At 56.1% G+C, this 24016-nt stretch carries 24 protein-coding genes; 12 read left to right on the forward strand and 12 right to left on the reverse strand.

Going from position 1 to position 24016, the window contains the following annotated elements; genetic code table 11:
- Positions 1-241 precede the first annotated feature (241 nt).
- Complete coding sequence (locus ABR39_RS03710; protein WP_047345825.1) at positions 242-1774, forward strand: SpoVR family protein; 1533 nt, start codon at positions 242-244, stop codon at positions 1772-1774.
- 113 nt (positions 1775-1887) lie between these two features.
- On the opposite strand, the gene fadR is transcribed toward ABR39_RS03710, so the two are convergent.
- Positions 1888-2607, reverse strand: a complete 720-nt coding sequence (gene fadR / locus ABR39_RS03715) for a fatty acid metabolism transcriptional regulator FadR (RefSeq protein WP_047345826.1) — start codon at positions 2605-2607, stop codon at positions 1888-1890.
- Positions 2608-2808: 201 nt separating this feature from the next.
- Here fadR and nhaB point away from each other — a divergent pair, with 201 nt between their 5' ends.
- Both nhaB and dsbB read left to right on the forward strand, forming a co-directional pair.
- A complete protein-coding gene (gene nhaB, locus ABR39_RS03720; protein WP_047345827.1) occupies positions 2809-4347 on the forward strand; it encodes a Na(+)/H(+) antiporter NhaB in 1539 nt (512 codons plus the stop codon).
- A gap of 143 nt (positions 4348-4490) precedes the next feature.
- Entirely contained in the window at positions 4491-5021 is a 531-nt protein-coding gene (dsbB, locus tag ABR39_RS03725) for a disulfide bond formation protein DsbB (protein ID WP_047345828.1), read from the forward strand.
- A 126-nt stretch (positions 5022-5147) separates the two neighbouring features.
- Here the strand turns inward: dsbB and ABR39_RS03730 are convergent, their stop codons facing one another.
- From ABR39_RS03730 to ABR39_RS03740, 3 genes are all read right to left on the reverse strand, one after another.
- Positions 5148-5588 (reverse strand): YcgN family cysteine cluster protein, encoded by a 441-nt coding sequence (locus ABR39_RS03730; protein ID WP_024909872.1) that lies wholly within the window; start codon positions 5586-5588, stop codon positions 5148-5150.
- A 93-nt stretch (positions 5589-5681) separates the two neighbouring features.
- Entirely contained in the window at positions 5682-6341 is a 660-nt protein-coding gene (locus ABR39_RS03735; protein ID WP_047345829.1) for a fumarylacetoacetate hydrolase family protein, read from the reverse strand.
- A 47-nt stretch (positions 6342-6388) separates the two neighbouring features.
- Positions 6389-6664: a YcgL domain-containing protein gene (locus ABR39_RS03740; RefSeq protein ID WP_032641206.1), complete on the reverse strand. Its 276-nt coding sequence runs from the start codon at positions 6662-6664 to the stop codon at positions 6389-6391.
- A 123-nt stretch (positions 6665-6787) separates the two neighbouring features.
- On the opposite strand from ABR39_RS03740, the gene minC reads away from it, so the two are divergent.
- Genes minC through minE form a run of 3 tightly spaced genes read left to right on the forward strand, consistent with a single transcriptional unit; the run spans position 6788 to position 8604 of the window.
- Positions 6788-7495 carry a septum site-determining protein MinC gene (gene minC, locus ABR39_RS03745; RefSeq protein ID WP_047345830.1) on the forward strand — a complete coding sequence of 236 codons (708 nt, stop codon included), beginning with the start codon at positions 6788-6790 and terminating at the stop codon, positions 7493-7495.
- A 23-nt stretch (positions 7496-7518) separates the two neighbouring features.
- On the forward strand, positions 7519-8331 hold the full coding sequence (gene minD / locus ABR39_RS03750; RefSeq protein WP_047345831.1) for a septum site-determining protein MinD: 813 nt from the start codon (positions 7519-7521) through the stop codon (positions 8329-8331).
- A gap of 3 nt (positions 8332-8334) precedes the next feature.
- Positions 8335-8604: a cell division topological specificity factor MinE gene (gene minE / locus ABR39_RS03755; RefSeq protein ID WP_008500504.1), complete on the forward strand. Its 270-nt coding sequence runs from the start codon at positions 8335-8337 to the stop codon at positions 8602-8604.
- A 72-nt stretch (positions 8605-8676) separates the two neighbouring features.
- Here the strand turns inward: minE and rnd are convergent, their stop codons facing one another.
- The 5 genes from rnd to ABR39_RS03780 form a co-directional block, all read right to left on the reverse strand.
- Positions 8677-9804 (reverse strand): ribonuclease D, encoded by a 1128-nt coding sequence (rnd, locus tag ABR39_RS03760; RefSeq protein ID WP_123156765.1) that lies wholly within the window; start codon positions 9802-9804, stop codon positions 8677-8679.
- Positions 9805-9875: 71 nt separating this feature from the next.
- Positions 9876-11561: a long-chain-fatty-acid--CoA ligase FadD gene (fadD, locus tag ABR39_RS03765; RefSeq protein WP_074164683.1), complete on the reverse strand. Its 1686-nt coding sequence runs from the start codon at positions 11559-11561 to the stop codon at positions 9876-9878.
- Between the two features lie 203 nt (positions 11562-11764).
- Positions 11765-12346, reverse strand: coding sequence for a Slp family lipoprotein (locus ABR39_RS03770; protein WP_047345833.1), 582 nt, complete (start codon positions 12344-12346; stop codon positions 11765-11767).
- A 37-nt stretch (positions 12347-12383) separates the two neighbouring features.
- Positions 12384-13079: a tRNA (adenosine(37)-N6)-threonylcarbamoyltransferase complex dimerization subunit type 1 TsaB gene (tsaB, locus tag ABR39_RS03775; RefSeq protein ID WP_047345834.1), complete on the reverse strand. Its 696-nt coding sequence runs from the start codon at positions 13077-13079 to the stop codon at positions 12384-12386.
- A 66-nt stretch (positions 13080-13145) separates the two neighbouring features.
- The gene (locus ABR39_RS03780) at positions 13146-15056 is read right to left on the reverse strand and encodes an ATP-dependent DNA helicase (RefSeq protein ID WP_047345835.1); all 1911 of its coding nucleotides are present in this window, start codon (positions 15054-15056) and stop codon (positions 13146-13148) included.
- A gap of 134 nt (positions 15057-15190) precedes the next feature.
- Between ABR39_RS03780 and ABR39_RS03785 the strand changes: the two genes are divergently transcribed.
- Positions 15191-15535, forward strand: a complete 345-nt coding sequence (locus ABR39_RS03785; RefSeq protein ID WP_047346085.1) for a RidA family protein — start codon at positions 15191-15193, stop codon at positions 15533-15535.
- Positions 15536-15541: 6 nt separating this feature from the next.
- Here ABR39_RS03785 and ABR39_RS03790 read toward each other — a convergent pair whose 3' ends face one another.
- Positions 15542-15727, reverse strand: a complete 186-nt coding sequence (locus ABR39_RS03790) for a YoaH family protein (protein ID WP_047345836.1) — start codon at positions 15725-15727, stop codon at positions 15542-15544.
- Positions 15728-15788: 61 nt separating this feature from the next.
- Here ABR39_RS03790 and pabB point away from each other — a divergent pair, with 61 nt between their 5' ends.
- The 4 genes from pabB to ABR39_RS03810 all read left to right on the forward strand — a co-directional run bounded on the left by pabB (position 15789) and on the right by ABR39_RS03810 (position 20978).
- Positions 15789-17114 (forward strand): aminodeoxychorismate synthase component 1, encoded by a 1326-nt coding sequence (gene pabB / locus ABR39_RS03795; protein ID WP_047345837.1) that lies wholly within the window; start codon positions 15789-15791, stop codon positions 17112-17114.
- A gap of 6 nt (positions 17115-17120) precedes the next feature.
- Positions 17121-17699 (forward strand): CoA pyrophosphatase, encoded by a 579-nt coding sequence (locus tag ABR39_RS03800; RefSeq protein ID WP_047345838.1) that lies wholly within the window; start codon positions 17121-17123, stop codon positions 17697-17699.
- A 185-nt stretch (positions 17700-17884) separates the two neighbouring features.
- Positions 17885-19249: an L-serine ammonia-lyase gene (gene sdaA / locus ABR39_RS03805; protein WP_025756887.1), complete on the forward strand. Its 1365-nt coding sequence runs from the start codon at positions 17885-17887 to the stop codon at positions 19247-19249.
- Positions 19250-19379: 130 nt separating this feature from the next.
- Positions 19380-20978 carry an EAL domain-containing protein gene (locus ABR39_RS03810; protein WP_047345839.1) on the forward strand — a complete coding sequence of 533 codons (1599 nt, stop codon included), beginning with the start codon at positions 19380-19382 and terminating at the stop codon, positions 20976-20978.
- Positions 20979-20984: 6 nt separating this feature from the next.
- On the opposite strand, the gene yoaE is transcribed toward ABR39_RS03810, so the two are convergent.
- Together yoaE and ABR39_RS26360 are read right to left on the reverse strand one after the other, a co-directional pair.
- Positions 20985-22544, reverse strand: coding sequence for a CNNM family cation transport protein YoaE (gene yoaE, locus ABR39_RS03815; RefSeq protein ID WP_047345840.1), 1560 nt, complete (start codon positions 22542-22544; stop codon positions 20985-20987).
- The gene (locus ABR39_RS26360; RefSeq protein WP_072059210.1) at positions 22532-22741 is read right to left on the reverse strand and encodes a protein YoaL; all 210 of its coding nucleotides are present in this window, start codon (positions 22739-22741) and stop codon (positions 22532-22534) included. Before ABR39_RS26360 ends, yoaE begins: the two co-directional genes overlap by 13 nt.
- 265 nt (positions 22742-23006) lie before the next feature.
- Here ABR39_RS26360 and manX point away from each other — a divergent pair, with 265 nt between their 5' ends.
- The gene (gene manX, locus ABR39_RS03820; RefSeq protein ID WP_032641236.1) at positions 23007-23972 is read left to right on the forward strand and encodes a PTS mannose transporter subunit IIAB; all 966 of its coding nucleotides are present in this window, start codon (positions 23007-23009) and stop codon (positions 23970-23972) included.
- Positions 23973-24016 lie beyond the last annotated feature (44 nt).

The raw sequence follows: 24016 nt of genomic DNA on the forward strand, positions 1-24016 counted from the left end.
TTTTTTATGGTGACTTACCTCACACATCCCCCAGCATCAGGGGATAGTGCTAATTTGGGATCTCCTGCTGCGCGTTATTTTTAACCAGCATAATGTGCTGTGAGGAACCGTTTTTTTGCCGTATCAAAAACGCGAAATCGCAAAGAAAAAATTTCTGCCCCAGCACGCTTTTTAACACGTTGATCTATGCTTGAAAGGAGGCTCTCCAGACAGAGAGAGCACCCACAACGAGGGCGCGCTAATGGCTACTATTGATTCCCTGAACAAGGACAACACACGTCTGAGCGATGGACCCGACTGGACCTTCGAGCTGCTGGATGTCTACCTCGCCGAAATCGACCGGGTCGCAAAACTCTATCGTCTGGACACCTATCCCCATCAGATTGAAGTCATCACGTCCGAACAGATGATGGACGCCTACTCCAGCGTCGGGATGCCGATTAACTATCCGCACTGGTCGTTTGGTAAAAAATTTATTGAAACCGAGCGGCTGTACAAGCACGGCCAGCAGGGGCTGGCGTACGAGATTGTCATTAACTCCAACCCGTGCATCGCCTATTTAATGGAAGAGAACACCATTACCATGCAGGCGCTGGTGATGGCGCACGCCTGCTACGGGCACAACTCCTTTTTCAAGAATAACTACCTGTTCCGCAGCTGGACCGACGCCAGCTCCATCGTCGATTACCTCATCTTCGCCCGTAAATACATTACCGACTGCGAAGAGCGCTACGGCGTGGACGAAGTGGAAAAACTGCTCGACTCCTGCCATGCGCTGATGAACTACGGCGTTGACCGCTACAAACGCCCGCAGAAGATCTCCCTGCAGGAGGAGAAAGCCCGGCAGAAAAGCCGCGAAGAGTATCTGCAAAGCCAGGTGAACATGCTGTGGCGTACCCTGCCGAAGCGTGAGGAGGAAAAAACGATCGCCGAAGCGCGTCGCTATCCGTCCGAGCCGCAGGAAAACCTGCTCTATTTTATGGAGAAGAACGCCCCGCTGCTGGAGCCGTGGCAGCGTGAAATCCTGCGCATCGTGCGCAAGGTGAGCCAGTATTTTTACCCGCAAAAGCAGACGCAGGTGATGAACGAAGGCTGGGCAACGTTCTGGCACTACACCATTCTCAACCATCTCTACGATGAGGGGAAAGTCACCGAGCGGTTCATGATGGAATTCCTCCACAGCCATACCAACGTGGTGTTCCAGCCGCCCTACAACAGCCCGTGGTACAGCGGGATTAACCCGTATGCGCTTGGCTTTGCCATGTTCCAGGACATCAAACGTATCTGCCAGTCGCCGACGGAAGAAGACAAGTACTGGTTCCCGGATATCGCCGGCTCCGACTGGCTGGAAACGCTGCATTTTGCGATGCGTGACTTCAAGGATGAGAGCTTTATCAGCCAGTTTATGTCGCCGAAGATCATGCGTGATTTCCGCTTCTTCACCGTGCTGGACGATGACCGAAACAACTTCCTGGAGATTTCTGCGATCCATAACGAGGAAGGTTACCGTGAGATCCGCTCTCGCCTCTCTTCCCAGTACAACCTGAGCAACCTTGAACCGAATATTCAGGTGTGGAACGTGGATTTGCGCGGTGACCGCTCCCTGACGCTGCGCTATATCCCGCACAACCGCGCGCCGCTGGATAAAGGGCGTAAAGAGGTGCTGAAGCATGTGCATCGCCTGTGGGGCTTTGACGTGCAGCTGGAGCAGCAGAATGAAGACGGGAGCGTCGAGCTGCTGGAACGCTGCCCGGCGCGGTTGAATACGCTGTAGTGTTTTTTTGCCGGGTGGCGGCTACGCCTTACCCGGCCTACGGGTTTTGTAGGCCCGGTAAGCGAAGCGCCACCGGGCGAAAAAAAAACCTCTCGTATGAGAGGTTTTTTGTTTCAGCGGGTCTGAATCGCCAAATCACCCGGCAGCGTTTTCTGCATACGGTGCCAGATTTCACCGGAATCATGACCGTAGCGGCGCACCGTTTCATAAACCTGATCGTGCAGGCCTTCGGTACAGAGCTTGCTCAGCCTGTGGTAGAAGCCCAGCGCAAGGCTACGCGCTTCCGGATTAGCAAAGTAGTGGCGGCCGATGCGGGTATAGAGCCCTTTCATGCCGTTGAGGATAAGACCGTACACCGGGTTGCCGGAGGCAAATGCCAGACCGCGAAACACGTTGTAATCGAGGGTGGCAAACGCGTCGGCGTGATCTTCCACCTCGTTTGCGGTGGCCAGCACCGCAAGGGCGTCTTCCGGATGCTGACGGAAAGCGGTACGAATAAAGATCGTCGCGATGTTGGTGCGAACGGAGAGCAGGTTATCAATGAGCTGCGGCACGCTTTCATGATCGAGACGCGCCAGCGTTTCAAGAATGTTCAGCCCCGAGGTTTCCCAGAAGTTGTTTACTTTCGTCGGCTTGCCGTGCTGGATCGTCAACCATCCATCACGCGCCAGCCGCTGGAGCACTTCACGCAGCGTGGTGCGAGTGACGCCAATCAGTTCAGAGAGTTCGCGTTCAGCTGGAAGAATGGACCCCGCAGGGAAACGATTATTCCAGATGCTTTCAATGATGTACTCTTCCGCGAAACCCGCCGGGCTCTGCGCCTTAATGACCATAGTGAGATTTCCATTACACAGCTTTAGCAAATTGGACTCATCATACCAGAGGCGTGCAGTGGCAGGTAGCGCGGCAAAGAGAGAAAAGAGGGATCGCCGTTTCATTTTTATGAAATTTACAATCCAGCCTTATCCGCCTCCAGGCCGCGATTTTTGCGTATACTGGTGTTTTGTCTTACTTGACGGGGAAGGACGTCTGTCGTGGAAATTTCTTTTGGGCGCGCGCTGTGGCGCAACTTTTTAGGCCAGTCTCCCGACTGGTACAAACTGATACTTCTGGTATTCCTGGTCGTTAACCCTCTTATCTTTAGCGTGAGCCCGTTCATTGCCGGGTGGCTGCTGGTGGCGGAGTTTATCTTCACCCTCGCCATGGCGCTGAAATGTTATCCCCTGTTGCCGGGCGGGTTGCTGGCGTTTGAAGCTGTGGTCATCGGTATGACCAGCGCTGAACACGTCAAAGCCGAGCTGGCGTCTAATCTTGAAGTGCTTCTGCTGCTGATGTTTATGGTGGCGGGCATCTACTTTATGAAGCAGCTGCTGCTGTTTATCTTCACCCGTCTGCTGCTCAGCATTCCGTCGAAAATGTTCCTCTCGCTGGCGTTTTGCCTGGCGGCCGCCTTCCTGTCGGCCTTCCTGGATGCGCTGACGGTTGTCGCGGTAGTGATAAGCGTAGCCGTTGGGTTTTACGGTATTTACCACCGTGTCGCCTCCTCTCGCCCGGGAGAAGATCTGCAGGATGACAGCCACGTCGAGGCGCATAACCGTGACGTACTGGAGCAGTTTCGCGCCTTCCTGCGCAGCCTGATGATGCATGCCGGCGTCGGTACCGCGCTTGGCGGCGTGATGACGATGGTGGGCGAGCCGCAAAACCTGATCATTGCCAAAGCTGCGGGCTGGCACTTCGGTGATTTCTTCCTGAGAATGGCGCCGGTGAGCGTACCGGTGCTTATCTGCGGTCTGGCGACCTGTCTGCTGGTGGAGAAGTTTCGTCTCTTTGGCTACGGCGCGCAGCTCCCGGACCCGGTGCGTCAGGAGCTGCATAAATTCGATTTACAGAGCCGGAGCCAGCGCACGCGCCAGGAGACGCTACGCCTGATCGCCCAGGGGATTATCGGCATCTGGCTTATCGCGGCGCTGGCGCTCCATCTTGCCGAAGTGGGGCTGATTGGCCTGTCGGTCATTATTCTCGCCACTACCTTTACCGGCGTGACGGATGAGCACGCCATCGGCAAAGCCTTTACCGAAGCCCTGCCGTTTACCGCCCTGCTGGCGGTGTTCTTTGCGGTTGTGGCTGTGATTATCGACCAGCATCTGTTCGCGCCGATTATTGCCTTTGTCTTACAGGCCGCGCCGGACGCTCAGCTGACGCTGTTTTATCTGTTCAACGGTCTGCTCTCGTCAATCTCAGATAACGTCTTTGTCGGGACGGTCTATATAAACGAGGCTAAGGCCGCGATGGAGCAAGGCGTCATCAGCGCCGGACAGTTTGAGCTACTGGCCGTAGCGATCAATACCGGCACCAACCTGCCGTCGGTGGCGACGCCCAATGGACAGGCCGCCTTCCTGTTCCTGCTGACTTCCGCCCTCGCGCCGCTCATACGTCTTTCCTATGGCAGGATGGTATGGATGGCGCTGCCGTATACGATAGTGCTCACGATCGTGGGATTGCTTTGCGTCAAAATTACCCTCATTCCCTGTACGCAATGGTTGATACAAGCGGGTATACTTGCGGCGCAGTAAACAATGCATATCGGGCAGTTCGCTGCCCGTTTGCCTTTTCGCACGATAAACATCCAATTACGTTTTATTTCGCCAGGTACAGGTGGCGCAAAAAACGAATTCGTTTACACTGCGCTTTCTAAGCATGTTCCAGGGAAATGATTATGTTGAGATTTTTAAACCAGTGCTCCCGCGGTCGCGGAGCGTGGTTGCTAATGGCCCTGACCGCCTTTGCGCTGGAAATGGTCGCGCTGTGGTTCCAGCACGTAATGGGACTCAAGCCTTGCGTGCTGTGCATTTACGAACGCTGTGCGCTGTTCGGCATTATGGGTGCAGGCCTGGTCGGCGCCATTGCGCCAAAATCACCGCTTCGCTATGCCGGTATCGCCATCTGGATCTATAGCGCCTGGAAAGGGCTTGAACTCTCCTGGCAGCACACCATGATGCAGCTGCATCCGTCACCGTTTATGACCTGTGATTTTGCCGCCCGCTTCCCGAGCTGGCTGCCGCTGGATAAATGGCTGCCGCAGGTGTTTGTTGCATCCGGTGACTGCTCCGTTCGTCAGTGGGAATTCCTGACCCTGGAGATGCCGCAGTGGCTGGTGGGTATTTTTGCTGCCTACCTCGTCGTGGCGCTGCTGGTGCTGATTGCTCAGCCGTTTAAGCCGAAGAAACGCGATCTGTTCGGAAGGTAAAAGCAAAACGGCAACCTCGGTTGCCGTTTTTAGTGTTTGCGCCCTCTCCCGTGGGAGAGGGTTGGGGTGAGGGCATCAGGCCGCACAAACACAATAAAAAACCCGCTTCGGCGGGTTTTTTTATTCTCAACGGGTCGGGTGGTTCATGATGTGGTCTTCCCAGTCACGCACCTCGGACTCTTTCACCGCAATGTGGCGCACGGAGATACGCTCGCCGTGCATCGCCGCTTTTGAGCCGGTCAGTAGCGGGTGCCAGTCAGGCAGACCTTTCCCCTCCGCCAGCAGGCGATACGCGCAGGTATGCGGCAGCCATTCAAAGGTGGGCAGATTATCCCGGGTTAACTTGATGCAGTCCGGCTCAAATTCAAACCGACGCTCATAGTTGCGGCACTGGCAGGTTTTGATATTTAACTGCTTGCAGGCAACGTTGGTGAAGTAGATCTCGTCCGTATCTTCATCCATCAGCTTGTGCAGGCAGCACTGGCCGCAGCCGTCGCACAATGATTCCCATTCTGCGTCAGTCATGTCGTCGAGAGTTTTGCTTTGCCAGAAAGGGATGTCGTTCATCAGGATGTCCACACGTCAAAAGAAAGCGCACCTTATAACGAGTCTGGCACGTTGTTGCAAGTTTTGCCGCCCTCTTCAGGCGGCAAGATGGGGTTACAGCACGCGGGTTTTCAACGACAGGCCGTTAAACCCGACTTCCAGCTCATCGCCGCTGAGCAGCGGGCCAACGCCTTCAGGCGTACCGGTCAGGATCACATCACCCGGTTTCAGGGTAAAGAAGCGGCTCATGTAGGCAATCAGCGGCACAATCTTATGGATCATATCTGCCGTGGTGCCCTGCTGGCGGATCTCGCCGTTAACCTTCAGGCTGAGCGGCGTGTCCTGCGGGTCGTTGGTGAATTCGCTCACCGGAACAAACGCCGAGATGGGGCAGGAGTTATCAAAGCCTTTGGCCTTTTCCCACGGCTGCCCTGCTTTCTTCATTTTGCCCTGCACATCGCGCAGGGTCAGATCCAGCGCCACGCCGTATCCGGCAATCGCTTTCTGAACATGCTCTTCTGAGGCCTGACGCAGCGTCGCGCCGATCAGCACCGCGAGCTCAACCTCGTGATGCACCGAACCCAGCCCCTGCGGCAGCGCCAGCGGCTGGCGGATATCGCAAAGCGCCGTTTCTGGCTTGATGAACAGGACCGGCTCTTCTGGCGTCGCACTGCCCATCTCCTGAATGTGTTTCGCATAGTTGCTGCCCACGCAAACCACTTTGCTGACGGGATAATCCAGTAATGCACCTTGCCAGTTATGATGTTGATACATGCTCGACCCCTAAACGGTTGATGTGTTGTGACCGAAAACAGTTGAGACTATTTTTTACCGTTCGCCTCAAGATGCTGTTTTAATAAATTCTCGGGTGGCGGTGGAAGCTGTAAATAATAGCCTTGTTCGGCTAATGCCGTTTTCACTTTATCCAGATCGGCATTTATCAGCTTTTTGCGACCATCGAGCGGCAGCAGCATCGCCAGCTGTGGTCGGCCAAAGCTCTTCATTAATTCTTCAGGCACGCGTGAAAAATCGTCTTTCTTTTCGACATAAAGATAGGTCTGGTCACGGCTTGTACTTCTGTAGATCACACAAAACATGTTTTTACTCTGAATTAATGGGTGGTTGCTTGCCTCAATATACTCCTGACTATAACATGCCTGATACTCTTCGGAATATCGCAGCGAGTGGTTGCGGTTAATAGCAAATTGAGTAAGGCCAGGATGTCAAACACGCCCATCGAGCTTAAAGGCAGTAGCTTCACCTTATCAGTGGTACATTTGCATGATGCAAAACCCGAGGTTATTCGTCAGGCGTTAGAAGACAAAATCGCCCAGGCTCCCGCCTTTCTGAAACACGCCCCTGTAGTCATTAACGTCAGCGGTCTTGAGGCTCCGGTTAACTGGAAACTTCTCCAGCAGGCCGTCTCCTCTACCGGGCTACGTATTGTCGGCATCAGCGGCTGTAAAGATACTGAGCTGAAAGCGGAAATTGACCGTGCGGGGCTGCCCCTTCTGAACGAGGGCAAAGAAAAAGCCCCACGTGCGGCACCCGTTGCCGTGCAAACGCCCCCTCCAGCGGTACAAAACGTTACTACCGTCACAAAAACGCGAATGATTGATGTGCCGGTTCGTTCCGGTCAGCGCATTTATGCACCAAACTGTGATCTAATTGTTACAAGCCACGTCAGTGCTGGCGCTGAGCTGATTGCAGATGGCAATATTCACGTATACGGTATGATGCGTGGACGTGCGCTCGCGGGTGCAAGTGGCGATCGAGATGCGCAAATATTTTGTACTCACCTGACGGCGGAACTGGTGTCCATCGCAGGTGAATATTGGCTGAGCGACAAGATCCCAGCCGAATTTTATGGCAAAGCGGCTCGCCTGCTTCTGGCAGACGACGCGTTGACCGTTCAACCGTTGAATTGATCCCTTTTTAACAAGGAATTTCTATGGCACGCATTATTGTTGTTACTTCGGGTAAAGGAGGCGTTGGCAAGACCACCTCCAGCGCGGCCATCGCTACTGGTTTGGCCCAGAAGGGAAAGAAAACCATCGTTATCGACTTCGATATCGGTCTGCGTAACCTCGACCTCATCATGGGATGTGAGCGTCGCGTCGTGTATGACTTCGTGAACGTCATTCAGGGCGATGCCACGCTGAACCAGGCGATGATTAAAGACAAGCGCACCGACAACCTCTACATTCTTCCGGCTTCTCAGACGCGTGACAAAGACGCCCTGACCCGTGAAGGGGTGGAAAAGGTGCTCGACGAGCTGAAAAAGATGGAGTTCGACTTCATTGTTTGCGACTCCCCTGCCGGCATCGAAACCGGTGCCCTGATGGCGCTCTACTTCGCAGATGAAGCAATCATCACCACCAACCCTGAAGTTTCATCCGTGCGTGACTCAGACCGCATTCTGGGGATCCTCGCCTCTAAATCCCGTCGTGCGGAAAATGGCGAAGACCCGATTAAAGAACACCTGCTGCTGACCCGCTACAATCCGGGCCGCGTGAACAAAGGTGACATGCTGAGCATGGAAGACGTGCTTGAGATCCTGCGCATTAAACTGGTGGGCGTCATCCCGGAAGATCAGTCCGTGTTACGCGCCTCTAACCAGGGCGAGCCAGTGATCCTTGATACAATGGCAGATGCAGGTAAAGCTTACGCCGATACCGTTGACCGTCTGCTGGGAGAAGAACGTCCTTTCCGCTTCATTGAAGAAGAGAAGAAAGGTTTCCTCAAACGCCTGTTCGGAGGATAAGTTATGGCATTACTGGACTTTTTTCTCTCGCGGAAAAAGAACACCGCCAACATCGCAAAAGAACGTCTGCAAATTATCGTTGCGGAGCGTCGTCGTAGCGACGCCGAGCCTCACTACCTGCCTCAGCTGCGCAAGGACATCCTGGAAGTGATCTGTAAGTACGTGCAGATTGACCCGGAGATGGTCACGGTACAGCTGGAACAAAAAGACGGGGATATTTCGATTCTGGAGCTGAACGTTACGCTCCCGGAAGCGGAAGAGTCGCGTCCGTAGGTTTGTGATTTTGTAGCCCCGGTAAGCGCAGCGCCACCGGGGGATATGCCGGGCCTATGCCCGGCATATTTTTTATCTCGGATAACCTTCCAGCAGCGTATTCAGGCGTTCGGCCATCAATTCGCCTCGCCATCCCGCCATCATCTCCGGCACGCCATTCTGCGGCTTCAGCTTCCAGTGCCAGTTCAGCAGCTGATTAATCTGCCGACGTGATGCGAGCAGTTCAGCGCTCAGTTTGCTTTCTGTTGCGACTTCCTGCACCAGCGCTTTAATGTCCTTGAAAGCCTTGCGATAGCCCGGCATATCCATCAGATTCAGCAGCGGTTCCGGCAGTACGTCGTCGGGTAATTCCTGCGCCTTTGCGACCAGCGCCAGCAGGGTTTTGCCGTGGAAACGGATCTCGCTACCCGAAAGCCCAATGCTGTCCAGCTCGCCGAGGCTGCCCGGCATATAGCGCGCGACCGCCCAGAGATGCTCTTCGCGAACCACAAAGTTAACGGCCAGATCGCGCTCGCGCGCTTTACGCAGACGCCAGTCCGCTAACAGCTGCAGGCACGCCAGCTGGCGCGTACGCAGCTGCCAGGCGTTGCTGATATCGCGCCAGGCCTCTTTCGGGTCAACCACTTCCTGGCGACGCTGCTGGGTCATACGACACTCGTCCAGCGCCGCGGAGAGCCACCCGGAGGCTTCTGCCTCTTTCATCAGCTGTCCGGCTATTGGCAGCAGGTAAAACACGTCTGCCGCCGCATATTCCAGCTGACGCTCGGTAAGCGGACGCGCCAGCCAGTCGGTACGGGATTCGCTTTTATCCAGCGTCAGGCCCGTATACTCCTCTACCATGGCGGCAAAGCCCCATGAGAGCGGACGATTGCTGAATGCCGCGAGGATCTGCGTATCAATCAGGGGCTGGGGCATGATGCCAAAGGTGTTCAGAAAGACTTCCAGATCTTCACTGCCTGCGTGCAGGTATTTCGTTACGGCGGTATCGAGCAGCAGATCGCGCATCGGCGACCAGTCGGTAATCCCGAGAGGGTCAATCAGCGACACGTGCTTACCGTCGTACATCTGAATCAAACCCAGCTGCGGATAGTACGTCCGGGTACGGACAAATTCGGTATCCAGGGCAATGGCAGGAAAGTCGCGCGTCACTTCGCACAGCGAAGCCAGCTCGTCATTGGTCGTGATCATCTGGTAATTCAAAACGGGTTCTCTTTAGTTTGCGCCCATAAAAAACGCCGGCTTAACCGGCGTCTGGGCGATTAGCGTGAAGCTCAGGCCTTATTGTCTACTTTGCCACGGGCTTCGTCACGTAATTCTCGTCGTAATATCTTTCCGACGTTGGATTTTGGCAGCTCATCGCGGAATTCAACCAGTTTCGGCACCTTGTAGCCCGTTAACTGACGACGACAGAACGTTATCAGCTCCTCTTCCGTCAGTGAAGCGTCTTTCTTGACCACAAATATCTTGACCGCTTCACCGCTGCTGCCGGAAGGGACGCCTACGGCCGCCACTTCGAGCACGCCGCTGTGCTGCATAACCACGTCTTCGATCTCATTCGGATAAACGTTGAAGCCGGAGACGAGGATCATGTCTTTCTTGCGATCGACGATGCGCAGGAAGCCCTCGTCATCCATCACTGCGATATCACCGGTATGCAGCCAGCCGTCTTTGATGATTTCGTCGGTCGCATCGGGACGCTGCCAGTAGCCCAGCATCACCTGCGGACCTTTGACGCACAGTTCGCCAGGCTCGCCCGGCGCGACTTCGTTATCGTTATCGTCGACCAGTTTGGCCTCGGTGGAAGGGACCGGCAGACCAATGCTCCCACTGTGATAGTCGATATCATGCGGGTTAACGCTGACCAGCGGCGCACATTCCGTCAGGCCATAGCCCTCCAGCAAATACTGGCCGGTGAGCTTCACCCAGCGCTCGGCCACCGCCTGCTGAACCGGCATGCCGCCGCCCGCAGAGAGATGCAGCGTGGAGAAATCCAGCTGCTGGAACTCTTTGTTATTAAGCAGCGCGTTAAACAGGGTGTTCACCCCGGTCATGGCGGTAAACGGATATTTCGCCAGTTCTTTCACCAGCCCCGGAATATCGCGCGGGTTCGTAATCAGGACGTTCTGACCGCCCAGCTCAATAAACAGCAGGCAGTTCATGGTCAGCGCAAAAATGTGATACAGCGGCAGCGCGGTGATCACCAGCTCTTTACCCGGGTGCAGCAGCGGCCCGTAAGTGGCGTTAACCTGTTCCAGGTTCGCCAGCATGTTGCGGTGGGTCAGCATCGCGCCTTTCGCCACGCCGGTGGTACCGCCGGTGTATTGCAGGAAGGCCAGGTCTTCGCAAACCACTTCCGGCTTGACGTACTGCATACGATAGCCCGCGTGCAGCGCACGGCGGAAGGAGATAGCATCCGGCAGGTGGTATTTTGGCACCAGACGCTTGACGTACTTGACGACAAAGTTAACCAGCGTGCCTTTGGCTGTGGAGAGTTGATCCCCCATGCGCGTCAGGATGACGTGTTTCACCTGGGTTTTGTCGACCACTTTTTCCAGCGTATGGGCAAAGTTGGACACAATCACTATCGCGGCCGCGCCGCTGTCGTTCAGCTGATGCTCCAGCTCGCGCGGGGTATACAGCGGGTTGACGTTGACGACGATCATCCCGGCACGCAGGATACCGAACAGCGCCACCGGGTATTGCAGCAGGTTTGGCATCATCAGCGCGACGCGGTCCCCCTTTTGCAGCCCCAGCCCTTCCTGAAGATAGGCCGCAAACGCGCGGCTACGCTCCTCAAGCTTACGGAACGTCATCACCTCGCCCATATTCACAAATGCGGGCTGATCCGCGTAGCGCCTTACCGAGTGCTCAAATAATTCCACCAGGGATTGATAACGGTCAGGATTGATCTCCGCAGGCACATCTGCGGGATAACGGTTAAGCCAAACCTTTTTCAATGCATCACCTCTGAACTGAGTGTTCGTCGTCATCACAACCCCGATAATAAACAGTTTGTTAACATTATATTAACTCAGCGTACCAGTTTATTAATTGCCCAGATTTAAGGTTGCGAAGCGCGTCACTCTTTTTTTTCGTTGTAGCCGTAAAAAAACAGAGACAGCGGCTGAGCCGCTGTCTCTTTAGTAATAATAACAGTAAGTTACTCAGTAACGATCGTTTGTACCTGTGCAGGTCCCGGGTTATACCAGCCCCAGCCAGGGTAGCCGTAACGGTAAGGGTGTGGTCCCCACATCCACGGATCGATCGGCTGAGGCGGCATGATCACCTGCTGCGCCAGCCGCCAGCGTTTATAACCGTTGACCTGCATGGTCATGAATTTATACGGCGTGCTGCCGATTTTACCCTGCACGGCGCCGGTAATCGGCCCGACGACGGTCACCAGCTGTCCGCGAAAATCAACCGGGTCGAGGAAACCACCGACGTCCGCATAGATACGTCCCCGGGAGGCTTCGCCCAGTACGGGCCGCGCGCCGCTGTCCAGCGGAACGGTCGCGATCTCCAGGCGGGTTTTCCCCTGCTGGTTTTGCACGTCGATCACCTTACCGCCGAAGCGCGCTTCCTGGCCGACGTACAGCTCAGGCGCATTCATCACCCGAACCAGATCCTGCTGGGGCGTCGGGCTGCTGCCCTTGATCGCATCAGGAACGGAAACGCATCCGCTCAGTGCTATGGCTACCGCGCCTGCCATAATAAGGCGTACTGCTTTAGTCTGAACCGCCATGATGCGACTCCTTTTTCTCAGTTCCTGTTACTGAGATTCACTCGCGGCCCGGAAGTTTCTTCCACGCGACGGTGTTTCGCAAATAAACCGGCTCCGCGTGTTCAACGGCAACGGTTTTTCCTGCTGCAAGCAGCTGACTGGCAATGGGAAGCATATCCTCAGCGGCCGGCAGAAGCATGTTGCCATCCACCAGCGTCACCCCGGTGTCGTTCGTCATATCAGGCCACGCCGGCCAGCCCGTGCCGACGGTCGCCCACTCACCGGAGAGCTGTTTCAGTCGTTCAGTGACCGCTTCCGGCTTAAGCACGGCTTCCGTCTCTTCACCGTGCCACACGCCCTGCTCGTCGCGGGTGTATTCGGCCCAGTAGACTTCGCCCATGCGGGCGTCAATCGCGGCCAGGACGCGGGTTGCTCCAGTCATGCGCCATGCGCCCTGCGCCATAGTGGCGAGTGTAGAGACGCCAATCATCGGCAGCTCGGCGCCCAGCGCCAGCCCTTGCGCAATGCCAATCCCGATGCGTACGCCCGTAAAGCTGCCGGGGCCGCGGCCAAAGGCCAGCGCATCGAGGTCGGTTAAGGAGGTATTGCTCCGGGTTAAGATCTCTTTTACCAGGGGCAGAATGCGCTGGGTGTGTTCCCGAGGGCACTCTTCGAAATGAGCAGAAACAGCGTCGTTGTTCAACAGAGCAACAGAGCAAGCCTCTGTTGCGGTATCAATAGCCAGAATTCGCATGGGTCGTCGCGCTCTCGCAAGGGTCAGTCACAAAATGGCGCGCATCTTAGCACACTCCGGGGTAAATTACTCCGCCGTTGGGTTTGCCAGGAAACGCACCGCGCGTTTTATGTCCCGCGTCCGCGGCGCGGGCGGCAGGCTTGCAAGGAAGGTGGCGCCGTAAGGGCGCATCACCAGCCGGTTATCGCAAATGACCAGCACGCCGCGATCGGTGACGTCGCGGATCAGGCGCCCAACCCCCTGCTTGAGGGTGATCACCGCGTCCGGCAGCTGTACTTCGTCGAACGGATCGCCGCCGCGCAGGCGGCAATCTTCCATCCGCGCCTTCAGCAGCGGGTCGTCCGGGGAGGTAAACGGCAGCTTATCGATGATCACCAGCGAAAGGGTGTCCCCCCGCACGTCGACCCCTTCCCAGAAGCTGCTCGTGGCCACCAGCAGGGCATTACCGGCGCTGACGAACTGCTGCAGCAGCTGTCCTTTACTGGTTTCACCCTGCAGCAGCACCGGCAAGGTCATGGTGGCGCGGAACTGCTCCGCGAGGTCGCGCATCATGGCGTGAGAGGTGCAGAGCATAAAACAGCGGCCGTTGTTGGCCTCGATCATCGGTTTTAGCATCGCCGCCAGGTGGCGCGCCGCGCCCGGCTGATTCGGCAGCGGAAGATTGCGCGGGACGCAGAGCAGCGCCTGCTTTTCGTAATCGAACGGGCTAGGCAGCAACAGCGACTCCGCCTGCTCAATGCCCAGACGCTCGGTAAAGTGGTGCAGATCGTCATTCACCGACAGGGTTGCCGACGTGAAGATCCAGCTTCCCGGCTTTTGCGCCATCACTTCTTTAAACTTATCTGCCACCGTCAGCGGCGTGAGCGCCAGCGTGAAATGGCGTGAGGTGCACTCGTACCAGTAGCTGAACCCCGGCTGGTTAATCTCTTTCAGCCGCTTGAGCCGCCCGCGATAGAGCGTAGCGCGCTCGAAGGCGGCATCCAGCAGCGCGGAACGGCCAAGCGACAGTTTCGCTACGTCGTAGCAGAGCTCCAGGGCATCATCGAGCAGCAGCAGCGCGCGCTGGATATTTTTATCCGCCAGCAGCTCGCGCAGGTTACCGCGATAGCCCGGCTCGCCGAGCTGTAACCGGAAATCCTGCGCGCTTTGCGCCAGGCGGTCGGCACACTTCTGCAGCTGCTGGGTATCTTTCAGTTCGGTTCGGTAAGCAATGGTGAAGTCTTTCGCCAGGTCCTGCAGCTGGCGGCTGGAGAGCGACTGGCCGAAATACTGGCTGGCAATATCCGGGAGCTGGTGGGCTTCATCGAAGATCATGACGTCCGCCTCGGGGATCAGCTCACCAAAGCCGCTGTCCTTGACCACCATATCCGCGAGGAACAGATGATGGTTGACCACGACCACATCGGCATCCATCGCCGTTTTGCGCGCTTTTACCACAAAGCAGTCTTTATATAGCGGACAGTCGCTGCCAAGGCAGTTGTCGTTGGTGCTGGTCACCAGCGGCCAGGCAGGAGAGTCTTCCGGCACGCTCGCGCAGGTGCTGATATCCCCCTCTTCCGTCTGGTTCGCCCAGGCGCGAAGAATAATAACGTCGCTCAGGGTTTGGACCGGCAGATCGCCGCCTGCCAGCGCCTGCTGCTCGAGACGTTCCAGGCAGAGATAGTTGGATCGCCCTTTCAGCAGCGCCAGTCGGCCTTTGTATTTCAGCGCTTTTGCGACGGTGGGCAAATCACGGCTGTAGAGCTGATCCTGCAGCGCTTTCGACCCCGTCGAGATGATGACCTTTTTTTTAGCCCGCAGCGCCGGAGCGAGATACGCGTAGGTTTTTCCCGTGCCGGTTCCGGCCTCCACCACCAGCGGCTGCGCCTTATCAATGGCATGCGCAACGGCGTGCGCCATCTGCCGCTGAGGTTCACGCGGTTTGAAGCCGGGAATGGCCTGTGCTAATTGACCTTCAGGGGAAAAATCGTCTGCCACGGGTGCTCTCTCACTGTATTTTTGCACAGGGATTATGTCAGCCCATCCTCTCCAGTGCCACCCCAAATAGTGACGACGACGGAACAATATGGCAGTCTTGCCGCCTGATGACGAAAAATAACGAGGAAATGTTTATGACGATTGTGCGCATTGATGCCGAAGCCCGCTGGTCTGATGTGGTGATCCATAACCAGACGCTGTACTACACCGGCGTACCGGCTAACCTGGACGCGGATGCCTTCGAGCAAACGGCTAATACCCTGGCGCAGATTGATGCGGTACTTGCTAAGCAGGGTAGCGACAAATCCCGCATTCTGGATGCGACGATTTTCCTGGCAAACAAAGACGATTTCGCGGCAATGAACAAAGCCTGGGATGCATGGGTCGTGGCGGGTCACGCGCCTGTACGCTGCACCGTACAGGCCACGCTGATGAAACCGGAGTATAAGGTTGAGATCAAGATTATCGCGGCGGTTTAAGCCCGGTTACTCTTCTTCATCTTCATCTTCGAATCGCGCCACAATCCGCTCGCCGGTATGACTGGCGCGAATCTCCTGAGCGACAACGGTAATCGCCTCTCCGCTGCTCATACCCTGGGTCATCAGTTCCTGAATGCGTTCAACCGCTTTCTGCTGTTGGTCATGACTGAGAGAAGGTAAACCTGCAAACATCGTCAACTCCTGCTAAATTATTCGCGCTAATTATTTCACGCTGCCCGGTAGTATGCCACACATGAACATGCGCTTCCCCACTGTTATTACCTTGCCCTGGCGCACAGACGCTGCGGAATTCTGGTTTGACCGCCTGAGCCACCTTCCTTTTGCGATGCTGCTGCATTCCGGCCACGCGGACCACCCTTATAGCCGCTTTGATATCCTGGTAGCCGATCCGCTGAAAACGCTGACGACCAGCGACATGTCGTTAACGGACGATCCGCTGATGCTGCTTCAGCAAGAAATTAACGCGCTGGGCCTGGCTGCCACCCCGAACCCGGACCTCCCCTTTCAGGGAGGCGCGCTGGGCCTGTTTGGCTACGATTTAGGCCGTCGTTTCGAAACGCTGCCCGAGCACGCGCAGGCGGATATTTCCCTGCCAGACATGGCCGTCGGGCTCTATGACTGGGCGTTGATTGTTGATCACCAGAAAAAAACGGTTTCACTGCTGAGCCATCGTGACGTGCAGGCGCGTCTGGCCTGGCTTGAGGCGCAGGAGGCTGCTCCGGCACAGCCGTTCACGCTGACCTCCGAATGGCGCTCGAATATGAGCGCAGCGGAGTATGCAGAAAAATTCTCGCGCGTTCAGGCGTATCTGCAAAGCGGCGACTGTTATCAGGTCAACCTTGCGCAGCGTTTTCAGGCAACCTATCAGGGAGATGAATGGCAGGCGTTTACCCGTCTGAATGCCAGCAACAGGGCGCCGTTCAGCGCGTTCGTACGTCTTGAGCAGGGAGCTATCCTGAGCCTGTCACCCGAGCGTTTTATCCATCTGGCGGAGGGCACTATTCAGACCCGGCCGATCAAAGGCACCCTGCCGCGTCTTGCGGATCCCGATGCCGATCGCCAGCAGGCGGAAAAACTGGCCGCCTCGCCGAAAGACCGCGCCGAAAACCTGATGATTGTCGATCTGATGCGCAACGATATCGGACGCGTGGCCGTTCCGGGCAGCGTGCGCGTGCCGGAACTGTTTGTCGTCGAGCCGTTCCCGGCCGTGCATCATCTGGTCAGTACGATTACCGCGCGGCTGCCGGATTCACGCACGGCCTGCGATCTGCTGCGCGCCGCGTTTCCGGGCGGCTCTATCACCGGTGCACCAAAGGTGCGGGCAATGGAGATCATTGATGAGCTGGAGCCGCAGCGCCGCAACGCCTGGTGCGGCAGTATCGGCTACATCAGCCTGTGCGGCACGCTGGATACCAGCATTACCATACGTACGCTGACCGCCTGCGGCGGAAATGTATACTGTTCGGCCGGAGGCGGCATTGTCGCCGACAGCCAGGTCGATGCGGAATACCAGGAAACCTTTGATAAAGTTAACCGTATCCTGAAACAACTGGAGTAATCACGGGTGGAAAAAGAGAACCTGACGCTGGATGACTTTTTATCTCGCTTTCAGCTATTACGACCGCAGGTCAACCGCGAAGCGCTGAATCAACGCCAGGCGGCCGTGCTGATCCCGGTCGTACGCCGCGCGCAGCCGGGCCTGCTGCTCACCCAGCGTTCTCCCCATTTACGCAAGCACGCCGGTCAGGTCGCTTTTCCGGGAGGCGCAGTCGATAGCACCGACGCCTCGCTCATTGCCGCCGCGCTGCGGGAGGCGCAGGAAGAGGTCGCCATTCCGCCGGAAGCGGTTGAGGTCATCGGCGTGCTGCCGCCCGTCAACAGCGTCACCGGCTTTCAGGTTACGCCGGTGGTCGGTATTATCCCGCCGGACCTGCAGTATCACGCCAGCGTCGATGAAGTCTCAGCGGTGTTTGAAATGCCGCTGGAAGAAGCCCTTCGACTGAGTCGTTATCACCCGCTGGATATCCAACGCCGGGGGCATGACCATCGGGTGTGGTTATCCTGGTATCAGCATTATTTTGTCTGGGGCATGACGGCGGGCATTATTCGTGAGCTGGCGTTGCAAATCGGCCTGAAGCCTTGACTATACTTTACATTCCACCCTCTTCTGCCAGGTTTGCGATCCGCGTCGCGCTATTAGCAAAACCCATCGCCAACCATTAGTTTAATTCATGTGAATAGTTAAGCCGAGGTCGGTGTTCCCTCTTACACTATGCGCAGTTATAACATCGTTACTGGAACCCCGGTAACCCTGTCAGGAGTGTGAAAGTGATTAGTATATTCGACATGTTCAAAGTGGGAATTGGCCCTTCGTCTTCCCATACTGTTGGCCCGATGAAGGCCGGTAAACAGTTCGTCGATGATCTGGTCGAAAAAGGATTACTGGAAAGCGTTACCCGTGTCGCCGTGGATGTTTACGGCTCGCTGTCATTGACGGGTAAAGGCCACCACACCGATATCGCCATTATTATGGGTCTGGCAGGCAATATGCCGGATACCGTAGATATTGATGCCATTCCGGCATTCATCCGCGACGTGGAAACACGCGGCCGCCTGCTGCTGGCAAACGGACAGCAGGAAGTCGATTTCCCGCAGGATGACGGCATGCGTTTTCGCAGCGACAACCTGCCGCTGCATGAGAACGGCATGACCATTCACGCTTTTAGCGGTGAAAAAGAGATTTACAGCAAAACGTACTACTCCATCGGCGGTGGCTTCATCGTGGATGAAGAGCATTTTGGCAAAGACAGCGTCGGCGACGTCAGCGTTCCGTATCCGTTCAAATCGGCTACCGAAATGCTGGGTTACTGCAAACAGACCGGTCTTTCGCTGTCCGGCATGGTGATGCAGAACGAACTGGCGCTGCACAGCAAAAAAGAGATTGAAGACTATTTTGCGAACGTCTGGCAAACCATGCGCGCCTGTATCGATCGCGGGATGAACACCGAAGGTGTCCTGCCGGGTCCACTGCGCGTGCCGCGTCGTGCTTCTGCCCTGCGCCGTATGCTGGTGACCACAGACAAATTCTCCAACGACCCGATGAACGTCGTCGACTGGGTGAACATGTTTGCCCTTGCGGTTAACGAAGAGAACGCCGCCGGTGGCCGCGTCGTGACTGCGCCAACCAACGGCGCGTGCGGTATTGTTCCCGCGGTGCTAGCCTATTACGACCACTTTATTGAGCCCGTGACGCCGGATATCTACATCCGTTATTTCCTGGCGGCAGGTGCTATCGGTGCGCTGTACAAAATGAACGCCTCCATTTCTGGCGCTGAAGTCGGCTGCCAGGGTGAAGTGGGTGTGGCCTGTTCTATGGCGGCGGCCGGTCTTGCAGAGCTGCTGGGCGCAAGCCCTGAACAGGTCTGCGTGGCGGCAGAAATCGGTATGGAGCATAACCTCGGTCTGACCTGTGACCCGGTCGCAGGCCAGGTGCAGGTGCCGTGCATCGAGCGTAATGCGATTGCATCGGTGAAGGCCATCAACGCCTCACGTATGGCGATGCGCCGTACCAGTGAACCTCGCGTATCGCTGGATAAGGTGATTGAAACCATGTACGAAACGGGCAAAGACATGAACGCAAAATACCGCGAAACGTCCCGTGGTGGCCTGGCCATTAAGGTGCAGTGCGACTAATACTGCCTTTCGCCCATCTGCAACGGATGGGCGAATTTCCCTCTTCTTCCTCGTCTCCTTCTGCTTTCCCCACTACACTTTTACTGTTGCGTCCGGCTTTTGTGGCTGGTGGCTTATCAGGCGACCGTTCATGCAAACTGCACAAACGATCATTAAAGACTATCGCCGAAAACGCGTTATCGTCTGTGTGGCGGTTGCGCTTCTTACGCTCATCCTGACGTTAGGCATTCGCTTTATTTCACAGCGCAACGTTAACCAGCAGCGGATCCTTGATTTTACCAGCCATTCCGTTCGCGCCCTTGATAACATACTGCTTTCATTAGAAAACCGCCGCAGCGTGCTACAGCCGCTGGTAGGTCAGCCGTGCCCGCAGGCGCACCTGGCCCTGCGAAAGCAGGCCGCCATTTTGCAGACGGTGCGCTCCATCGCCCTGATTAAAGATGGCATCCTGTATTGCTCGAGTATTTTCGGAAGCCGCGATGTGCCCGTCCGCGACTTTTTGACGGAATTACCCGCCAGCACCGCAAAACTGATTTTATCGACCGACCAGTGGCTGCTGAAGGGCAGTCCGATAGTGATCCAGTGGTACCCCGTCTCCGGGAGCGGTGAAGATGGCATCATCGAGATCATCAATATCGATCTGATCACTAAAATGATTCTTGAGCCCCAGCGTCCGCTTATCAATGACGTGGCGCTAAGCGTGGGCGATCGCTTTTTGCGCTATGGTCAACGCGTCACCGACAGCCTGACGTTTGATGAGGATGGCTCCATTTTCCAGCAGTCATCATCCCGAAACCCTTTCACCATTACGGTCAGCGGGCCGGGCCCCGGACAGCTTGCCTTAAAAAGCCTGCCAGCTCAGCTGCCGCTGGGGCTTATGCTCAGCCTGCTGCTGGGCTATCTCGCCTGGCTGGCCACGGCAAACCGGATGAGCTTCACCTGGGAGATCGACATGGGGATCGCGTCGCGGGAATTTGAACTTTTCTGCCAGCCGCTGGTGAATGCCCGTACCCAGAAATGCACGGGCGTTGAGATCCTGCTGCGCTGGAATAACCCCCGTCAGGGGTGGATCTCCCCGGAGGTGTTTATTCCTCTGGCCGAAGAGCACAACCAGATTGTCCCCCTCACCCGTTATGTGATCGCCGAAACGGTGCGCCAGATAGGCTACTTCCCCTCCAGTGCCGGTTTTCACATCGGTATTAACGTCGCCGCCAGCCATTTCCGTCGCGCGGTGCTGTTGCAGGACCTGAACCGCCTCTGGTTCAGCGCCCATCCGCGCCAGCAACTGGTGATTGAATTAACGGAGCGGGATGCGCTGCTGGATGCGGACTATCGCATCGTGCGCGAACTGCATCGTAAAGGGGTAAAGCTCGCCATCGACGATTTTGGCACCGGAAACAGTTCCTTCTCCTGGCTTGAAAAGCTGCACCCGGACGTGCTGAAAATCGACCAGTCGTTTACCACGGCCATTGGCACTGATGCCGTGAATTCAACGGTGACGGATATCATTATTGCTCTGGGTCAGCGGCTGAATATCGAACTGGTGGCTGAAGGGGTCGAGACGGAGGAGCAGGCGCGGTACTTACGCCGCCATGGCGTACCTGTCCTGCAGGGGTTTTTCTATGCGCGGCCGATGCCGCTACGGGACTTTCCAGACTGGCTGGCGGGACGTACTCCCCCGCCAGCGCGTCATAACGGGCACATCGTGCCCTTAATGCCGCTGCGTTAAGCAGACTTACTCATCTTCGTCGTGAGCAGATTGTTCTTTAACAATGCGGACCATATCAACGCGATAGTCGTTGGCTTCGACGATCGTAATGTGCAGCGGCGGCAGCTCGATCACATCACCTACGCGCGGGATTTGCCCGTTAACGGCGATAACCAGACCGGCAACGGTCGCGATGTCTTCTTCATCGTTAACGACGTTTTCCAGCCCCAGCGTGTGCGAGAGCGCGTGCAGGTCGGTCGTTCCTTTAACCAGCCAGCCTTCGCCGTCGGCGACGATCTCCGGCGTTTCGTCGGCATCCGGGAATTCACCGGCAATCGCTTCAAGCACGTCCAGCGGCGTCACCAGACCCTGCACCACACCAAACTCATTGGTAACGATGACAAAGCTACCGCGCGCGCGGCGAAGCACGCCCAGCAGGTTGATCGGATCCAGCGTTTCCGGCACGACAATCGCAGGCGATGCGGCAGCAACGGCTTCGACATTGACGCCCTCTTCCAGGGCGACCAGCATCTCTTTTGCCCGCACGACGCCGATGATCTCATCGAGCTCACCGCGACACACCGGGAACAGGCTGTGCGGTGAAGAGAGCAGCTGCTGACGAATTTCATCCACGCTCAGGTTCGCATCAACCCAGCTGATTTCCCCGCGCGGGGTCATGATCCCGCGCAGTGAACGAGAGGCCAGAGAGAGCACGCCGTTAATCATGTAGCGCTCCTGTTCCACAAACGCCCCTTCCGGGACCGGAACCGGGTTATGATTTTCGGAATCAGACTGAACGTTCACCTGACGACGACCGCCCATCAGGCGCAGAATGGCATCTGCGGTACGTGCACGCAGCGGCTGATTAGACTGCTGCTTAATGAAGTTACGGCGCGCAATCTGGTTGAACAACTCAATCAGGATCGAGAAGCCAATCGCGGCGTACAGGTAGCCTTTCGGAATATGGAAGCCAAAGCCTTCGGCCACCAGGCTCAGACCGATCATCAGCAGGAAGCTCAGACACAGGACCACCACCGTGGGATGCTGGTTCACGAAACGCGTCAGCGGCTTCGAGGCCAGAAGCATGACCGCCATTGCAATAACGACCGCAGCCATCATTACCGGCAGATGGTTCACCATGCCGACTGCCGTGATCACCGCATCCAGCGAGAAGACCGCATCAAGCACCACGATCTGCAGCACCACCACCCAGAAGCTGGCATAGCCTTTGCCGTGCCCATCGTCATGCTGCCGGTTTTCCAGCCGCTCATGGAGCTCAGTCGTCGCTTTGAAGAGCAGGAATATCCCCCCGATCAGCATGATCAAATCACGGCCGGAGAAGGTGTAATCCATGACGGAGAACAGCGGTTTGGTCAGCGTGACCATCCAGGAGATGACGGACAGCAAGCCCAGTCGCATGACCAGCGCCAGCGAAAGACCAATCAGACGCGCTTTATCACGCTGTTTTGGCGGCAGTTTGTCCGCGAGGATGGCAATAAACACCAGGTTATCGATGCCGAGAACAATCTCCAGCACCACCAGCGTGAGCAATCCTACCCAGATTGACGGGTCCATTAAGAATTCCATGACAAGCTCCTGCTAAAGGAATGACGAAACGGTGCCCCACTCAACGTGGGCAAAACAGAGGAAGACAGAGTCGGTACGTGGCGAGGATCGCCGGTGAAAAAGGCGCGAAATGGCCTGGAAGATGACTGACGTCGGTGACGGTCCATATAGTGGGCTGTAGCCCTATACTCCTGAACAATTAAACGGAGGCTAAACATATCAGACACAATGCATTTTTAGCAAAGATTTACGTTCCTTTGCAAAGATCTGTAACACTGGGGCTGTAACCTTAAGATAAATCTGTCACGTGTGGCTAAATTACGGATCTTCATCACATAAATTATTTTTTCACTATCTAAAATAATTCGCGGAAGTCTTAGTTTTTTGAACTCTAACCCTTATCTGAATCGATTCGGTTCGCCAATACGATTCTCAGTACGACTGCCCGGCAGGCGTATTAATGATAATAAAAGGAGGTAGCAAGTGACCATTGCTATTGTCATAGGCACACATGGTTGGGCTGCTGAGCAGCTACTCAAAACGGCAGAGATGCTGTTGGGCGAGCAGGAAAACGTCGGCTGGATCGATTTCGTTCCCGGTGAAAACGCCGAGACGCTGATTGAGAAGTACAACGCTCAACTCGCGAAGCTGGATACCAGCAAGGGCGTGCTGTTTCTCGTTGATACATGGGGCGGCAGCCCGTTCAATGCTGCCAGCCGCATTGTCGTCGATAAAGAGCACTATGAAGTTGTCGCCGGGGTAAATATCCCCATGCTGGTGGAAACCTTCATGGCGCGCGACGACAATCCGTCTTTCGACGAACTGGTGGCCCTGGCCGTTGAAACCGGTCGCGAAGGGGTAAAAGCCCTGAAAGCGCAGCCGGTAGAAAAACCAGCCCCTGCGCCTGCAGCGGCACCGAAAGCGGCGGCGCCGGCAAAACCGATGGGCCCGAATGATTACATGGTTATCGGCCTTGCCCGTATTGATGACCGCTTAATCCACGGCCAGGTTGCCACGCGCTGGACCAAAGAGACCAACGTTCGACGCATTATCGTGGTCAGCGACGAAGTAGCCGCCGACACCGTCCGTAAAACCCTTCTGACTCAGGTTGCTCCTCCTGGCGTTACCGCGCACGTCGTGGATGTCGCCAAGATGATCCGCGTGTACAACAACCCGAAATATGCGGGTGAACGCGTCATGCTCCTGTTCACTAACCCGACAGACGTTGAGCGCATTGTTGAAGGCGGCGTGAAAATCACCTCCGTGAACATTGGTGGTATGGCATTCCGTCAGGGCAAAACGCAGGTCAACAACGCCATTTCAGTCGATGCGAAAGATATCGAAGCATTCAATAAGCTGAATGCGCGCGGTATTGAGCTGGAAGCCCGTAAGGTTTCCACGGATCAAAAACTGAAAATGATGGATTTGATCGGCAAAGTTGGGAAATAAGCCCGCGCCGGTTCTCACATAAAGCTTATGTAATAGGAGAAGTG

The sequence above is a fragment of the Enterobacter genomosp. O genome (genome assembly GCF_001022965.1).
GTDB lineage: Bacteria > Pseudomonadota > Gammaproteobacteria > Enterobacterales > Enterobacteriaceae > Enterobacter > Enterobacter cloacae_L.

What these genes read in the sequence shown, in the direction of transcription:
- ABR39_RS03710 (WP_047345825.1), top strand. Translation starts at nt 242, where the DNA reads ATGGCTACTATTGATTCCCTGAACAAGGACAACACACGTCTGAGCGAT.
- fadR (WP_047345826.1), bottom strand. Translation starts at nt 2,607, where the DNA reads ATGGTCATTAAGGCGCAGAGCCCGGCGGGTTTCGCGGAAGAGTACATC.
- dsbB (WP_047345828.1), top strand. Translation starts at nt 4,491, where the DNA reads ATGTTGAGATTTTTAAACCAGTGCTCCCGCGGTCGCGGAGCGTGGTTG.
- ABR39_RS03730 (WP_024909872.1), bottom strand. Translation starts at nt 5,588, where the DNA reads ATGAACGACATCCCTTTCTGGCAAAGCAAAACTCTCGACGACATGACT.
- ABR39_RS03735 (WP_047345829.1), bottom strand. Translation starts at nt 6,341, where the DNA reads ATGTATCAACATCATAACTGGCAAGGTGCATTACTGGATTATCCCGTC.
- ABR39_RS03740 (WP_032641206.1), bottom strand. Translation starts at nt 6,664, where the DNA reads ATGTTTTGTGTGATCTACAGAAGTACAAGCCGTGACCAGACCTATCTT.
- minC (WP_047345830.1), top strand. Translation starts at nt 6,788, where the DNA reads ATGTCAAACACGCCCATCGAGCTTAAAGGCAGTAGCTTCACCTTATCA.
- minD (WP_047345831.1), top strand. Translation starts at nt 7,519, where the DNA reads ATGGCACGCATTATTGTTGTTACTTCGGGTAAAGGAGGCGTTGGCAAG.
- minE (WP_008500504.1), top strand. Translation starts at nt 8,335, where the DNA reads ATGGCATTACTGGACTTTTTTCTCTCGCGGAAAAAGAACACCGCCAAC.
- ABR39_RS03770 (WP_047345833.1), bottom strand. Translation starts at nt 12,346, where the DNA reads ATGGCGGTTCAGACTAAAGCAGTACGCCTTATTATGGCAGGCGCGGTA.
- tsaB (WP_047345834.1), bottom strand. Translation starts at nt 13,079, where the DNA reads ATGCGAATTCTGGCTATTGATACCGCAACAGAGGCTTGCTCTGTTGCT.
- ABR39_RS03785 (WP_047346085.1), top strand. Translation starts at nt 15,191, where the DNA reads ATGACGATTGTGCGCATTGATGCCGAAGCCCGCTGGTCTGATGTGGTG.
- ABR39_RS03790 (WP_047345836.1), bottom strand. Translation starts at nt 15,727, where the DNA reads ATGTTTGCAGGTTTACCTTCTCTCAGTCATGACCAACAGCAGAAAGCG.
- pabB (WP_047345837.1), top strand. Translation starts at nt 15,789, where the DNA reads ATGAACATGCGCTTCCCCACTGTTATTACCTTGCCCTGGCGCACAGAC.
- ABR39_RS03810 (WP_047345839.1), top strand. Translation starts at nt 19,380, where the DNA reads ATGCAAACTGCACAAACGATCATTAAAGACTATCGCCGAAAACGCGTT.
- yoaE (WP_047345840.1), bottom strand. Translation starts at nt 22,544, where the DNA reads ATGGAATTCTTAATGGACCCGTCAATCTGGGTAGGATTGCTCACGCTG.
- ABR39_RS26360 (WP_072059210.1), bottom strand. Translation starts at nt 22,741, where the DNA reads ATGTTTAGCCTCCGTTTAATTGTTCAGGAGTATAGGGCTACAGCCCAC.